General features: G+C 49.5%; 11 protein-coding genes and 1 pseudogene. 7 read left to right on the forward strand and 5 right to left on the reverse strand.

Annotated features, from left to right (window positions below; genetic code table 11):
• The 3 genes from E2L05_RS05780 to E2L05_RS05790 all read left to right on the forward strand — a co-directional run bounded on the left by E2L05_RS05780 (window position 1) and on the right by E2L05_RS05790 (window position 3,480).
• Window positions 1-1,290, forward strand: coding sequence for an NAD(P)/FAD-dependent oxidoreductase (locus E2L05_RS05780; RefSeq protein WP_133341949.1), 1,290 nt, complete (start codon window positions 1-3; stop codon window positions 1,288-1,290).
• A gap of 1 nt (window position 1,291) precedes the next feature.
• Window positions 1,292-1,672 (forward strand): GtrA family protein, encoded by a 381-nt coding sequence (locus E2L05_RS05785; RefSeq protein ID WP_133341950.1) that lies wholly within the window; start codon window positions 1,292-1,294, stop codon window positions 1,670-1,672.
• A gap of 71 nt (window positions 1,673-1,743) precedes the next feature.
• Window positions 1,744-3,480, forward strand: a complete 1,737-nt coding sequence (locus E2L05_RS05790) for a hypothetical protein (protein WP_133341951.1) — start codon at window positions 1,744-1,746, stop codon at window positions 3,478-3,480.
• Window positions 3,481-3,553: 73 nt separating this feature from the next.
• On the opposite strand, the gene E2L05_RS05795 is transcribed toward E2L05_RS05790, so the two are convergent.
• The 5 genes and pseudogenes from E2L05_RS05795 to E2L05_RS21030 all read right to left on the reverse strand — a co-directional run.
• A complete protein-coding gene (locus E2L05_RS05795) occupies window positions 3,554-5,002 on the reverse strand; it encodes a glycosyltransferase family 2 protein (RefSeq protein ID WP_133341952.1) in 1,449 nt (482 codons plus the stop codon).
• A gap of 15 nt (window positions 5,003-5,017) precedes the next feature.
• A complete protein-coding gene (locus E2L05_RS05800) occupies window positions 5,018-5,944 on the reverse strand; it encodes an NAD-dependent epimerase/dehydratase family protein (protein WP_133341953.1) in 927 nt (308 codons plus the stop codon).
• A 70-nt stretch (window positions 5,945-6,014) separates the two neighbouring features.
• On the reverse strand, window positions 6,015-9,356 hold the full coding sequence (locus tag E2L05_RS05805; RefSeq protein WP_133341954.1) for a rhamnan synthesis F family protein: 3,342 nt from the start codon (window positions 9,354-9,356) through the stop codon (window positions 6,015-6,017).
• 1 nt (window position 9,357) lies between these two features.
• On the reverse strand, window positions 9,358-9,516 hold the full coding sequence (locus tag E2L05_RS20710; protein WP_165971699.1) for a hypothetical protein: 159 nt from the start codon (window positions 9,514-9,516) through the stop codon (window positions 9,358-9,360).
• A 324-nt stretch (window positions 9,517-9,840) separates the two neighbouring features.
• A pseudogene (locus E2L05_RS21030) lies at window positions 9,841-10,394 on the reverse strand (transposase); the annotation flags it as partial.
• A gap of 295 nt (window positions 10,395-10,689) precedes the next feature.
• Between E2L05_RS21030 and E2L05_RS05820 the strand changes: the two are divergent.
• The 4 genes from E2L05_RS05820 (at window position 10,690) to E2L05_RS05835 (ending at window position 14,869) form a co-directional block, all read left to right on the forward strand.
• A complete protein-coding gene (locus E2L05_RS05820; protein ID WP_133341956.1) occupies window positions 10,690-11,238 on the forward strand; it encodes a GNAT family N-acetyltransferase in 549 nt (182 codons plus the stop codon).
• A 74-nt stretch (window positions 11,239-11,312) separates the two neighbouring features.
• On the forward strand, window positions 11,313-11,666 hold the full coding sequence (locus E2L05_RS05825) for a sugar 3,4-ketoisomerase (protein WP_394346536.1): 354 nt from the start codon (window positions 11,313-11,315) through the stop codon (window positions 11,664-11,666).
• Between the two features lie 71 nt (window positions 11,667-11,737).
• Window positions 11,738-12,898, forward strand: a complete 1,161-nt coding sequence (locus tag E2L05_RS05830) for a DegT/DnrJ/EryC1/StrS family aminotransferase (RefSeq protein WP_133341958.1) — start codon at window positions 11,738-11,740, stop codon at window positions 12,896-12,898.
• 21 nt (window positions 12,899-12,919) lie between these two features.
• Window positions 12,920-14,869 carry a glycosyltransferase family 61 protein gene (locus E2L05_RS05835; protein ID WP_133341959.1) on the forward strand — a complete coding sequence of 650 codons (1,950 nt, stop codon included), beginning with the start codon at window positions 12,920-12,922 and terminating at the stop codon, window positions 14,867-14,869.
• The last annotated feature ends 40 nt before the right edge of the window (window positions 14,870-14,909 follow it).

Here is a 14,909-nt window from a genome sequence, read left to right on the forward strand (position 1 = left end):
ATGGCAAATGTTGCAGTTATCGGCGCGGGTGCAATGGGGCTCGCCGCCGCGTATCACGCCGCTAAGGCAGGTCATAAAGTAACAGTCTACGAAGCTGATACTGTACCCGGGGGAATGGCTGCACATTTCGACTTTGGCGGACTTTCAATTGAACGCTTTTACCATTTTGTCTGCACTCCAGATCAACCGACCTTTGATCTGATGACCGAACTTGGCATCGGTGATCAGATGGAATGGGTTGAGACTTCAATGGGATACTTCATTGAAGGAAAGCACTACAAATGGGGTGATCCGTTTTCATTGCTACGCTTTCCTTTAATGAGTTTTTTTGAAAAAATTCGCTACGGTGCATCGGCGTTTTGTCAAACAAAACGCCCAGATTTCACCGGTATCGAAGGCATGACGGCCAAGGATTGGATTGTCCGTGATTGTGGTGAGCGCGTCTATAACTTGATGTGGCGTCGATTGCTGGAATTGAAGTTCTATGAGTACACAGATAAGATTTCGGCGTCGTGGATTGCAACCCGAATAAAGCGCGTTGGCCGGTCACGTAAATCCATACTTCAAGAAAAACTTGGTCATATAAGGGGTGGTTCACAGACGCTTGTTGATCGCCTTGTTTCTGAAATTACTGACATGGGAGGAATAATCCGACTCGGGACTCCAGTTGTCAAAGTTGTGACGCAAGATGGCCGGGTAGCTGGACTTGAAATAGACGAGGGTTTTACCCCGCACGATCACGTTATAAGCACTGTGCCGACCCCGCATGTTTCCGCGATGATACCTGATCTGTCGGTTGAAGAGCGTGAAAAGTTAGATGCAATTGAGAACATTGGTTGCATCTGCATTTTGCTCAAGCTGAAGAAAAGCGTGTCGCCGCATTTTTGGTTGAACGTTATAGATGAACACATGGACATTCCTGGAATTATTGAGTTTTCGAACCTTCGTAAGATGCCAGACCATATTGTTTATGTCCCTTACTATATGCCAACTTCGAATCCAAAGTGGGAAGACGGTAACGCCGATTTTGTGGAAACCGCAATGAAATACATCAGTAAGATAAACCCCGAGATTTCCGAAGACGATCTGATCGATAGCACTGTTGGCCGGTTACGCTACGCTCAGCCTGTTTGTACTCCGAATTTTCTAGATGGGCTTCCTTCGATTCAAACATCTATCGAAGGTCTTCAAGTTGCAGATACATGCTATTATTATCCTGAAGATCGAGGGATTTCGGAAAGCTCTAGGCTGGCTCGCGAAATGGCGGCCAACTTACCTTCGGTCGCTTGAGGTGCAGTTTTTTCGTTTCCTTTTGACGGGTGGGATTGCGGCTGCGGTCAACCTTCTCTCTCGTTACCTTCTAGACAAATTCATGTCATTTGAGATAGCGGTCGCGTTGGCATATCTATTGGGGATGATCACGGCATATACGCTGGCGCGTATGTTTGTCTTTTCCAACTCGCCTGACGGAATTCGAAACGAATTCATGCGATTTACGATTGTAAATGCGTTTGCGCTTGTTGTTGTTTGGTGCGTCTCTGTTGGGTTGGCTAAAGTGGTTTTCCCTTTCGTTGGCTTCAAGTGGTATGCGGAAGACATAGCGCATATCATCGGCGTTCTGGTTCCGGCAGTGACAAGCTTTTTGGGGCATAAATATTTTACGTTTAAATAAATGCATCTTGTCGTCCAAAGTTATCTAAGGGGCCGATGGTCTGATTGTGAGTGCTTTCTGGGGAGCCAATAATGATAGTAGGGCAGAATCTAGCGAGGGCTTTGCTGTCGCCTTTGTCAATTTCGGCAATATTTTCGACACTCATGGTTGGGTTAGCCGTCGCGGGTGGTTTTCTAGGGTTCTCGTCGGTTCCCTTTTGGGACATGTGGAACGGCGCTTTGCTTTTCACTATGAAGTTTCAAGATGGACAACTTGGCCAAATTTGGTCTCAACACAATGAGCACCGTATTGTGCTGGCTCGTCTTCTGTTCATTTTGGACTCGAGTATCTTTGGCGATCGAAGCGTATTTTTAATATGTATGAATTATGTAATAATGGCGTTTGCCGGATTCTATCTTGTTCGCTACATCTCTCAAATATCTACCACTATCGCTGACTCAAAACCAACGGCTAGAGTTCTCTCGTTGATGATCTTCGGTTGGGTTTTTCTCTGGACTCAGCAGGAGAACTTCGTATGGGCGTTTCAGTCTCAGTTCTTTTTAATGACTGTTCTTCCCCTTATTGCTTTTTATTTTTTGGCGAGGTCCGCTGACCATGGAGATGGTGTAAGTTTTGGCATCTCTTTATTTTTGGGAGTGCTTTCGGCTGGCACAATGGCAAATGGAATTGCCGTCCTTCCCATGATGCTCTTGTGTGCCTTTTTTCTAAAGCTCCCACTCTACAAAAAATCCTTCCTACTCATTCTTTCAGTTGCTGTGCCTTATGCATACTTTTACGGGTACGTTGCTCCAGAACATCACGGGAGTCTCTCAAGCAGCCTACGAGATGACCCGGGAACAGTTTTGCTCTACACGATGATCTATCTTGGATCGCCCTTTTATCACATATTTGGTCACGGAACCGTCGCCTATTTCGTTGCATTTTGTTTTGGTTTGGGGATTTCGGCTGGGTCGATTTTCTTGGCATCGAAAATTCTGTTTTCCACGACCAGGTCGCCATTTCAGGTATCACTTCTGCATTATGTGGCCTTCGTGGGTGCAACCGCCTTAGCGACGGCAGGGGGGCGCGCAGTCTTTGGAATTCATGCGGTGGTCGCTGAGAGGTACACTACGCCAACCGTTGTGATGTGGGCTGCATTTGTGGTTTTGGTTTGGGCGACCTTTCCAAACGCATTCCAGTTGCGTGAGCAGCGAAACTCTATACGAGCCTGGTCAAGCATTTTGACGATCTTCTCATTTTTCGTTCTGATGTCGCAGTTCAATGCACTCCAATCCAAAGCTTTACATCTGGCAGATCAAAATCTAGCAGCGCTCGCCTTAGAGTTGGGCGTTCATGATAGTGATGCAATAGAGAAAGTTTATCCGGTCGCTGATCACGTGATTCTTATGGCTGAAGAAATAGTCAAAAGAAGAAGATCGGTTTTTGGCCGTTTTCCGTTTCATGATCTGCGATCGACGCTTGGACAACCTCTCATTTCATCAAGTTTGCAGTTGTGCGTAGGGTCTATGGACGAAATTATACCCGTATCAACAGATCCAAGCTTTGTTAAAGTGAGAGGCTGGATATTTGATCAAAATTCAAACAGTGTGTCGGAGCTTGTTTCATTCATCAATTCTGGGAATGTCGTGTCTGGTTTTGCAATTACTGGCTGGCCTCGCGATGATGTCGCTTCTGCAATCTCCCCTTCAGCTCGTTATTCTGGGTTCTTCGGATACCTAAGGCAGCAGGACGTTGAGGGGGGGCTTTCTGCAATTGGCTCTTCGCCTGATTGCGTTTTAGAACTTTCAATGCCGAAGATTGTTGAATAGGCTTTGCAGCCCTTTTGAAACGTCAAACAGGTGCAGTAAGGAAGATAAAATATACTCTTTCCTAGATTTTAAATTAGGTTGGAGGCTCTAATAAGGAATAGGGGATTTTTTTTGAAAGAATCTCTGAATAGGCTGGGTCCTGTTCAAAAAGGTCGGGATGTTTGCTTCGGGCTAGTTCTTTTTCACGTTTGTGGCGCGCTCGTTTTTCGACGCTATTATCCAAACCACGGGTTTTGCTTTCATGATGGTCGAATAAGGGTTCTGCGACACAGATGTTACGGTAGCCTGCCTTCAGAAGATCGGCGCAGAAAACGACGTCGTTAAATGAAACAGCAAGGTCCTCTGACAAGCCTCCGACTTGGTCCCAAGCATCGCGTCGCACAGCGAGACATGCGGCTGTTACAGCGCTGACTTGCCTATCCATGTTGGCGATGCCGTTGTACCCACCGTCGTTTTTTTGGCAGCCAACAAAGACGTGTTGCACGCCGCCCCGCAACCCAAATACCATTCCGGCGTGTTGCACTGTTCCATCAGGGTAAAGCAATTTGCAGCCAACTGCCCCATAGGCCGGATCCATCGCATAAACTGCAAGCCGATGAAGCCAGTTTGATGTGCGCGCCACTGTGTCGTTGTTCAATAGAACGATCAGTTCACCGCTAGAGAACTCGATGCCACGGTTGATGAGACGGGCGAAATTGAAAGGTCCGTCATCACGCAAAATTCGAAGAGTACCACTCATTTCGAGCTGGCTAAGTTGCGTGAGCATTTCTGGATCATCAGAGCCGTTGTCGACGATGACAATTTCCAACTGTCCATCGGGCCAGTTTGTGCTCTTTAAAGATTCCAAGCAGGGCTTAAGAACGCTCCAACCATTCCGGGTCGGAATTATGACGCTAGTCAAGGGTGTTCGTAGTGTGGTTGGGCCGGTCAAAGGTGCGACTGGGTGCGATGTTGAGGCTGAACTCTGTGACAACGCAGCGTGGACGTGCAGGGCGCTGTGGTTCGTGTGAGACATCGCAAAGCGTGATATGCAGGCATGATAGTCGCCACCGGATTCAAGTTCGCGAACGAGTTCTTCAACGCCATCTTGATCACGCTCAATGCAAATGACGCCGCCTGTTAACGCCCCTGCTTGCAACAAAAGTGGGTCAGTTTGATCTGGCTTGAACCAGTGGCCGGTCATCTTCCCGGTTGGCCCGACAAAGATTTCGTCGCCATAGGCAAAAGAGTAATTGGGGGATGCTCGCAATGCGTCGCGCAGTCGGTCAAGGCAGTTGCCAAGCGGGACGACTCCCTTGGCGAAAATAAAGAGGAAGGGTTCCTTAGTTATCATCTGCGCCGTTGGGCCGACTGGTTGCGCCAACGAAAAATCAACCGAAGGTTTATCTGCGTCTAAGAGGGATAGAACCAGTTGCTCATTGGTACGCATTAATGTCTGAACAAAGCACTCGGGAGCACCATTAGCTTTGCGAATTGCGAAACCTAAAGCGCGGCTGAGAAAACGCTGCCATGTGGAATGCATGTTTCTACCCTGGCTTCAGTTTTGAATTTGCGTGATCGATCGCATCCACTCGTAGGTGCCTTTAATACCGTCTTTCAAATCGATCTGCGTCTGCCAATCGAGATCGCGCTTTGCCCTCGATACATCCAAGATAGAGCGCTGAACATCTATTGGGCGTCCGGGGCGATACGTGACGGGCGTTGATTGTGTGCTGAGGCTTTCCATATACGCGACGATTTCAGACAGCGATGTCCCATGTCCGGACCCAGCATTGTAGGATCCGGTCAGGTCTGTCGCCACAGCCTTTGCACATAGCCGACCAAGGTCTGAGGCATGAAGATAGTCGCGGATAACGCTTCCATCGCCCCAAATTTCAAGGCTTTCACCATTCACGATCCGCCTGAGAAATGTTCCGATGACACCTTGTACACCAGAGTGACCTTGCCTTGGCCCATATGGGTTTGAGGCTCTAATCGATATGGGTAATAGGCCACGGGTGCGTCTGTACATATCCAGATAGTGTTCAATTGACGCTTTGACGATGCCATAAGAATTGATCGGTCTAAGCGGGTGGTCTTCGGGTATTGGTACAACATCAGGCGCGCCATAGATGGTTCCACCAGAAGACAGGAACAAGATGCGCGATATATTCAGCACTGTCATCGATTCCAGAAGCGTAAGGGTGCCGACAAGGTTGTCCTTTACGTCTGTGATCGGATCGAGGTCGGCAGTTCCCGGAAAAGTAGTGCTAATAAGGTGAACGACCGCATCCATGCCGGAAAGTACGTCGATAACCGCCATTCGGTCACCAAAGTTTCCGAAAAAGTACTCAACGCCGGGCAGCGGGTCTCGAAAACGTTCGGGCTGCCGGTCGAACACGCGCACTTGGTGTCCTGCTTCAAGAAGCGAATCTACTACGTAGGACCCGATAAAACCGCAGCCACCCAGAACGAGTACTTTCATTCAATCGCCCCTTTTGGCCAACTGTCGCTGAGTTCCTTAGTCCAGAACAAAACGATACTCTGACCCGACTTCATCTAGAAACACCTTGGACACATGTGACGGCGCAATTCCACCCGTTCAGCGCTGGCACCACCCCAAAAAGCCGCTCAAGCGCGTGCAACATGGTTCCGTCGCTTTGGATAGGCTCGGCAGGATAGTCGCCCCAGCCTAGAGAGATATCCAAAAATGGGGCTAGGGCCTCGGATCGCATCCAGAACATTGTACCTGCGGGAAAATTAAAAAACTGGGGAATGTGGTCATGCCCCAGCTTTCGGGCAATCGCGTCGCCGTGCGGGCGGTTGCGTGTCCAGCCAATCAAATGTGGGTCGTCGGGGTGAATCAGACCCAATCGGTCATCAACTTCAAAGTTGGACATTGCGAGGTCAATCATTGCGCCGCCGGCCGGACCACCTAGCACGTTTTCCATCAAAAAGTTATTCCACAGATCCACGACGGAACGATTGCCTACATGGGCGCTTTGCTTAAGGTGCACATGGCCGATGATATCGTACTGTTCCACTAGCTTCTGGGCGAAGTGGGTGAGAAACGGGCCAATGTCCCGTCCAATATTTGGCACAACATCAACTGTTGCGACCACGCCCTTGTAAGCCTGAAGCAACTCTTGAACTTCTTTCTGCGCGGATTCATTTCGAACGCTTACATACAAATCCGGGAGGGTATCGTTTCGTTCAATCCGCTGAACGCATGTCAATAAATCGTCCGTGAAATATGCGTGAATGTGGAGGGCCACTTTAAGGTTTGTCGCTCGAGCGGTTGAGTTTTCAGAGTGTATGACGCTTTGCAACCAAGCCCCTTTCGGTCGCCCGTTCCGAAGAAAATCTGCATAGGGATCTGTTGTACCATCATAGGCTGATCCGCGACGTTGCGCATACACAAACGGATTGAAGCCGGGTTCGGGCTTTCTTGCGACGCCAGGCATATGCGACACACGAATGTAGTCACTGGCCATATCTATACGAGATTTTGATTTTGCGTCGCGAAAATTGTAAAACCAGGGTGCAAAGGACTCCGCTTCGGCAATCTCTGCGATATCGGACGCTTTTGCGGTCAACCGTTTTGCTGCACGATCACCAAGCCGTGCAAGCTGTGCCGTGTAATGAGTTAGGTCAAAGGTCTTTGCCGCATAGGCATGTGACTGCTGCCCAACTTCATTCAGGCGGTCGGACGAGTTGGCCAGCCTCAATATTTTTTCAGCCATTTGGCTGGTGTTCATATAACCGGCTACACAGTCATCGGCCAAGTCGGCGTCGATAAGCAAATCCGAAATGCCGCTTGCTTCGGCGAAGCTCAGAACTGGGGTTCCCTTGCACATTGCATCAATGGCAACATTCGGCAAAGGATCTAATCGGCTGGATAGAAGCAGAACATCTGCCATTTCGTAAGCTGCATCGATTTCACTTGTTGCAGCAAGAATTGAAAGCTTACCATCTAGACCCGCTCGTTTGATCTGATCGGCCAGAAATGCTGAATACTGAAAGTCTTTTGCTGGCTCAAATCCGTTGCCTATCCAAACAAATCGAACATGTGAACCTTCGGGATTATTTGCAATTCGTGCCGCGATTTCAATGAATAGGTCCACTCCCTTTCGATATTCGACGCGTCCGGCGCCCAAAACGGTAAATGTTTCACGACTCTCTGAGCCGATCTCAGGAGCCATGACGGCACGCAATCGTTCCACCTCATCTTGCCGATTTGAGAGTAAACTTGGCCCAAGTGGGACTTCGCATTTTCCCTGTGGGATGGTGTGCATGAAAGGCGTGTAATCTGGAAGTGCACTGATCATTGCATTTTCCAATGTCAGGCGTGTTGAAAATACTACTTCATTGGACAAATTGATTGCGATCGTGAATGCAGCTGGATCGCTTATGTATGATGAAAATTCATGTAGAAGTAAAACGCTGGGAATGTCGAGCTTTACCAAGTCTTCCAAGATGCCACGTGACTGAATGGAGTTCACCACAGCAAAGTCGAACTTCCTGTCTGCTACTATCTTGCTCAAGGCCAACCCATAGCTGGATTGCCGTGTTTCTAGACGGTTTCCTTCATAGACTTGTTCGGAACTCTTGGCGAAACTGTCGATCAGTTCGCCGCCGACCAATGACAATACAGTCACATTAAAATCTGCTGACAAGGTTTGAGCGACGTTTTGTGCCAGTATTGGTGCGCCAGACCTACTTGCTTCGTGGGATACAATGAGAACACAGGGCTTTTCTGGTGCGAATGGGATGTTTCCGGGAACGCGCTTTACTTTCGCTAGAGATCTTGGCGAAGGGGCCGCGCTTGGTGCAGACTGATCTTCTTCCGGATTGCGACGTTTGGCGCGAAATTCGTATCGACTTGAGGCAGATGGCGAAATCGGGCGAGTGATAGATGCCATAGTTTTGTAGAAGCGGTATTTAAGGGCGTTCTTCAGCGGCTTATCGCTTTGCCAAGTAGAAAGAGATGCGGTTTTCTTCTTTGATTTGCTCATCGCACGAGCTGCGGCGGCGACCGCTTCGATGTCTTTCTGTTTGTCCAAGGGTAGCACCGATGTTCCACCACCTAGCATCACCAATGATTTATCAACTATGTCGATGGAAAGGGAGCCTTGGATTATCAAGTCTTTCCAGTCATCACGGGGCAGGGCCTGTAGAACGACAGTCTTGATAAAAGGGAATCCCGTTTCAACAAGGTTTTGCCAGTGATTGATTGTGCTATTCCCATTAAAGTCAGAGTCAACTGGAAAAAGCGCTTCAGTTTTTAGACCGGAGTCTACAAAGGCGTCGCGAAGTCGCGTTTCGTAGGTGTTGATGACTTCTTGCTTGTTCGTCAATGCAGTTACGTTGCCAAGGAATTCGGATAGGCATGAAACTCCTTCATTTTTTGCTGCGATTAGATAACTTTGAAAGTGATAACGTATTTCGTTGCTGTCGGTCATCCCGACCAGGTTTGCGTTGCTTGCGCGAATTCGGCCTATGAGCGTGCTAAAATCGGCGTCGTTTAATGGACCAACCAAACTGTCATTTGCCAAAACAAGGGTTTTGGTTTCGGAAAGATCGAGGTGTTGCAAGGCATGCGCCCACCCACCGAAGTCATATCCACCATTCTCACGAAGGATAAGCCCGTCGCAATGTGGCGCGATCTCTTCTGTGCTGATCTGCTCAAGATCATCGGCAACCACGACTGCGACGGCTGTAAATCCTTCCTTTCGGAACGACTGAATATACGGTGGGACGTGCGGTTTTATCTTACCAGAGGGTGCATGCGTTAGAAACAGAACCAACTCTTTCGCGGCGCCGGGATCCTTTGAAAGTTTCAAGGCAAACCGGTCAACGGGTGTGCCATTTTCAGAAGTACAGGTTGATACTGGCAATTCAATGACCCCTTATAAGGCGCAATGCGCCATCAAAATGCGACGGCGCGTAGGTGAGCGAGCCAGAGACCTCGTCGGGAAAGGCCAGCATGCCAGCCTGCACAACCGACCCTGGAGTGCGGGCGAGGCTCGATATGTTTCGGAAGTTATTTTCACTCATAGTCCGCAATTCCTTGGCGTAGATCCTTGAGGTTGCGCGCATATCATGCCGAACTTTAGGCCCTGATGTCTCCGATTGCCACCACTTGACCAGTGTCTTTCGGGTCGCGTGACCGAAACGAGACAACGGGTCGGCACAGTTGCATCGCGACAGGAGGAAAGTCGGCGAGAGTGGCTTTCGGAAAATTCAATGTGACGCCCGTTGGTCGTCCATTCATCGTAGGCGAGGGTCGTCCGTGTTGCGATTTGTGAGCGTCCTTTAAACTGATATTCCCGGAAGTAGAATGCAATCGTAGCCGTTTTGCCGCCGTTTCAGGCGCAGATCAAGCCTTCCGGTTGCGCTGTGGACTTTAGCGACAAAACGGCGATGCTGGTCCCGCGACACCGCCTGAAACTGAAGGTCGCCTTAGGCGGTCTTCACTCTTTTGGGCGGTTGAGCAGATGCGCAATCCTGCCCTGAAGAACACGATTGGCGCGAAGCCGGATGGCGTAGAAATGGCCTGATGCTTCCAGAGTCTGGTACAGCTTCGGGATGGCGAAGGCGGATCGGCCCGGAAAGAACCGCATCAGGTGACCGTCAGCATATCGCGCGTTAACCGGCATCAGAACAGTGTGCCAATCATCCGCACTAAGTACGTTGCCGGGGCGCAGGGCCAAACGTCCCAAGTGGCGAAAGTGTCAATCGGCAGAGAATATTAACCACTTGTCCACAACAGTTTAAGGGCAATTTTGGACCCCGATCACCCCGCTATCGGGGCAAAATTGCATGCTTGGTCACAAGCCAAATTGGATGAAGTTGAACAGCGGGTGATAGCACATGCAGCGAAAATGCCCGTTCCAGACGGTGCCCTTTTGCGCGCCATCGGTTGGGCTGTCTGAATTGTGCATGTCCAATGTGATCCACTGCCTGCCGCCTTCAAGCTATTTAGGTACTGAAAAATATGCCATAGATGGCAGTCAGCGGGGCGAAAAATCCAAGCTACATGGGGAATGCGGGTTAAAATATACGCAAAATCGTTTTATCGCGAATGCAAAATTGGCAAGGGGCATTGGGTCTTTGGACAAATTTCGACCATTTGGGCTCTGTGTGGGTGGTTGCAAAAGAAGGCCGATGTTGTCTTGGCGATATATCCCTTGTAAGCCTTTGATAACTTCAGCCTAAACGCGGTTTTCCATGCACGTAGTGCCCGAAATTTCCGGAAAGAACCTTCGTCTGCGTCTTGTGACTCCAGACGATGCGGCCTTTGTGCACGGCCTTCGTGTCGACCCAAGTTACAACGCGCACCTGTCGCCGGTCACGGGAACTATAGCGGACCAAAGAGCTTGGATCGAAAGCTACAAGGCCAAGGAGGCGGCTGGTAAAGAGGCGTATTATATCATCGAACGGCTAGACGGACATCCATGCGGAACGGTGCGGGTATACGGCATCACGCAGGACAGCTTTACCTGGGGCAGTTGGATCTTGAACGCGGATAAACCCCCCAAAGCGGCTCTCGACTCTGCTATCTTGGTTTATGATATTGGGTTCGGTAAGCTCCAGAAGTCCAAGGCGGTTTTTGATGTGCGCGCTGACAATGAACGGACGCTTCGGTTTCATCGTCGCTTCGGAGCAGAGCAGACCGGTTCTGATGACGAAAATCTGTATTTCATGATCGCAAATGAACGATTTTACGAACTTCGCGACGTACTGTCTGAAAGCTTGAGGACTGAAATTCCCAAATGATTTCTGAAAGCCCAAAACCCAGCGGAAGTGCCCGTCTTATCAATTTGCCTGTCATATCTGACCCTCGCGGAGATTTGACTTTTGTCGAAGGTAGCAACCATGTGCCTTTCGATGTGGCGCGCGTCTATTATCTCTATAACGTGCCGGTGGATGCAGATCGCGGCGGACATGCCCACAGAGTATTGCAGCAGGTCGTTTTCGCGCTTTCGGGCAGTTTTCGACTTAAGGTGGATGACGGGTTTGAAAAGACGGATTACTGGTTGCGCAATCCTCGTCAAGGCGTGTTGATCGACCGGCTTATTTGGCGCGAAATGGACAGTTTCAGCCAAGGTGCTGTCTGCATGGTGTTGGCGTCCAACCGTTACGACGAAGGCGACTACATTCGCGACTACGGGGCTTTCCAAAAGGCAGTGGGGGCAAAGCTCTGACATTTTGAAAAGGCGACGCGCTTTTTGGCAGGTGAGTCTCTTTCGAACCTTCTTCGCCAACAGGAAAACCCATGATCCCATTTCTTGACCTTCGCGCAGCATATCAGGAATTAAAAACAGAAATCGACGAGGCTACAGCACGCGTTTTGGACAGTGGTTGGTACGTCCTTGGTCCTGAAGTTGATGCGTTTGAGAAGGAATGGGCAGCTTACTGTGAAGCGGATTTCGCCGTTGGGTTGGCCAATGGGCTCGACGCACTAACACTGTCACTTCGGGCGCTGGACATCGGGCCGGGGGATGAAGTGTTGGTGCCTTCCAATACGTATATCGCCACCTGGCTGGCTGTTTCAGCTGTCGGCGCAACCCCGATTGCGGTGGAGCCGGACCTCGCAACTCACAATTTGGATCCCAACTTAATCGAGGCGTCGATCACGCCGCGCACGCGTGCGATTATTCCAGTCCATCTTTATGGGCAGCCTGCCGACATGGATCCTATCTTGAGTTTGGCCAAACAGTACGGGCTTCGAGTGATCGAAGATGCGGCGCAGGCGCATGGTGCGCGATACAAAGGAAAACGCATCGGCGCACACGGGGATATCGTCTGCTGGAGCTTTTATCCTGGCAAGAATCTTGGGGCGTTGGGAGATGCGGGGGCTGTAACCACTAACGACGCAGGATTGGCAGAGCGTGTTGCGTTGATACGCAACTACGGCTCAAGGCAAAAATATGTCAACGAAGAAGCGGGCGTAAACTCCCGCCTTGATCCGCTTCAAGCCGCGGTACTTCGCGTCAAGCTTTCGATCCTTGATGAATGGACTGACCGGCGAAGAGCTTTAGCCGCCGCCTACACTGATGGGTTGGCCGATACCGGTCTGATTTTGCCTCATGTGCCAGACTGGGCGGAGCCATCATGGCACCTTTATGTCGTACGGAGCACGAGGCGCGACGCGCTTCAGGAGCATCTGGCCAGCGCCGGCATCGGCACTTTGATCCACTATCCGATCGCCCCGCACATGCAAAAAGCCTATGCTCATCTTGGGATTGCCCCCGACAATTTGCCCCGCGCGCGGCGACTGTCCAGCGAAGTGTTGAGCTTGCCAATCGGTCCTCATATCGTCTGCAAGCTACTTGATGACAAATCGCCGTCAAACATTGAGACTGCGGGGAACGGGTCAGCAATTGACCTTGAAGAAGGTAGGGTCGCTTCAGCTTTGCTAAGAATGCTCGCCTAAAGTCTCGGAGAGGTATCGTACATGGCACTGTCATGGTTTGGTCGGCGCGAGTCGGTGGCTGACATCGAAAGCACTCTATTTGATGCTGACTGGTACCTGGCTCGTTACCCGGAAGTCGCAAAAGCCAAGAAAAGTCCGATCCAGCATTTCATGACTGAAGGGTGGCAGAAGAACTTTAATCCTTGCGAGTTTTTCGACACCGCATGGTATCTGAGCCAATACCCAGACGTTGGCGAAGCTGGGCTCAACCCGCTGATCCACTACGAATCTATTGGCTATCAGGAAAATCGTCTCCCAAGTCAGGATTTCGATCCAGTGTTCTATCGCGCCGCGTATTTGGAGCAGGATGACAATGTGAACCCGCTTCAGCACTACCTTGAAATTGGGCGACACAACGGAAATCTGATCAATGAACAGCAAGTAGAGACTTTCAATGCTGCGTGGTATCTGGCGACCTATCCCGACGCCGACGAAAGTGATCTGGATCCACGGGACCATTTCATGCAAGTCGGTTGGAGAAAAGGTTACGACCCAAGTCCAATGTTTGACACTATGTGGTACTTGAAATGCAATCCTGACGTTAGGGATGCAGGTTGGAACCCTCTAGAGCACTACGAGACTGTCGGAAATTTTGAAAATCGACGCCCGAACAAGGGCTTTGATCCGGCATTTTACAGGGCCGTACATCTCTCGAACGAAACAAAGTACGAACCTTTGTCTCACTATATTCATTTTGGTGACTCTCAGGGGAATGTGCCCTGTATCACCCTAATGGACGCAGCCTTTGGTACAAGCAAAAGTGCCACGGAAACAGCGGATCAAATTTGGTATCGCTCTCAGAATCCTGGCGGGCAGGAGGCTATTGAAGCCGAAATTATTTCACTTGGAAACTACATCAAACAGGTTCAATTGATCGACCAAAGAGCTCCGTCATTCGAGCAAATCGAGAGCGAGTGGAAGCACGAAGGAGCATTCCCCTCGACATTGCACTCAACGATATTACAGGACTGTTGTGTTGTGCCTGGCACATCTACCGTCTTCGTGAAGCGAAATCTTGTAATCAATGACGAAATCAGTCGCATGCAGGGCAAAGTCCCTGACAGTTCTCTTGTTAAAAATTGGGAAACAGGACAGTTTTCTGATGCAAAACTGATAACAAATTGCGCGTTGCGGGTAAATCCTTCTATCGAATGTGGAATTCACCTTTTTAAGGAAAATGAAAGTAACTATTCTAATTTTTTGGTGGAAGTTGCTCCAAAGCTGAGTCTTCTGGAGTCTCAACTGGCTATTGACCCATCAGTGCCTTTGCTCGTTTCAAACAACCTAGCCGATACTGTTTACGACTTGATTGATATTCTAAAACATCCCTGCCGTTCTGTTTTGCGATTACACCCCTTTTCGCTCTACAAGATCCGTCGATTGTATATGATTTCAGATTTGTCTCATATTGTGGATTTTGACCATCTTCTGCCCAAACCTGAACACTGTTTCTTCCCACGCAAAATTGTCTCTGAAATGGTTGAAAAAGTTATCACCGCAAAAAGGTCATCAGACAGAGTTGATCGAAAGATATATCTAAAACGTGGGAAACTGCGACGCGCCATTGCAAACGAAACTGAACTAATCGACGTCGCTTTAAAATATGGTTTCGAAATAGTAGATATGGCCGACTTAAGTCTTGCTGCGCAGGTTAACTACCTCGCAAGTGCGCGGCAAGTTATCGGAGCAACCGGTGCCGCCTTCACCAATATTCTGTGGTGCAATGAGAATACGAAAGTAATGGTTTTTTTCAGCCGCCACCCTCTTAGCAACGCGTCATTTTGGGAGAGAATTTCTGAAATCAAAGGTTTGCAACTTCAAGTGATGTATGGTCGTCGTGTCGGCAAAATAACGGGAAAGCACTCGATCCAAGATGACTACACCATTGATCCTGTCGAATTTGAAAGATGTTTAGCAGAGTGGCCCGATTAATTTTGAAGATACTTTATTAAATTCTTCTCACCAACAAAAG

This window comes from Meridianimarinicoccus aquatilis, assembly GCF_004358675.1.
Taxonomy (GTDB): Bacteria; Pseudomonadota; Alphaproteobacteria; order Rhodobacterales; family Rhodobacteraceae; genus Meridianimarinicoccus; species Meridianimarinicoccus aquatilis.

Coding starts and splice junctions, on each gene's coding strand:
- E2L05_RS05780 (WP_133341949.1), top strand. CDS start 1: ATGGCAAATGTTGCAGTTATCGGCGCGGGTGCAATGGGGCTCGCCGCC.
- E2L05_RS05790 (WP_133341951.1), top strand. CDS start 1,744: ATGATAGTAGGGCAGAATCTAGCGAGGGCTTTGCTGTCGCCTTTGTCA.
- E2L05_RS05795 (WP_133341952.1), bottom strand. CDS start 5,002: ATGCATTCCACATGGCAGCGTTTTCTCAGCCGCGCTTTAGGTTTCGCA.
- E2L05_RS05800 (WP_133341953.1), bottom strand. CDS start 5,944: ATGAAAGTACTCGTTCTGGGTGGCTGCGGTTTTATCGGGTCCTACGTA.
- E2L05_RS20710 (WP_165971699.1), bottom strand. CDS start 9,516: ATGAGTGAAAATAACTTCCGAAACATATCGAGCCTCGCCCGCACTCCA.
- E2L05_RS05820 (WP_133341956.1), top strand. CDS start 10,690: ATGCACGTAGTGCCCGAAATTTCCGGAAAGAACCTTCGTCTGCGTCTT.
- E2L05_RS05830 (WP_133341958.1), top strand. CDS start 11,738: ATGATCCCATTTCTTGACCTTCGCGCAGCATATCAGGAATTAAAAACA.
- E2L05_RS05835 (WP_133341959.1), top strand. CDS start 12,920: ATGGCACTGTCATGGTTTGGTCGGCGCGAGTCGGTGGCTGACATCGAA.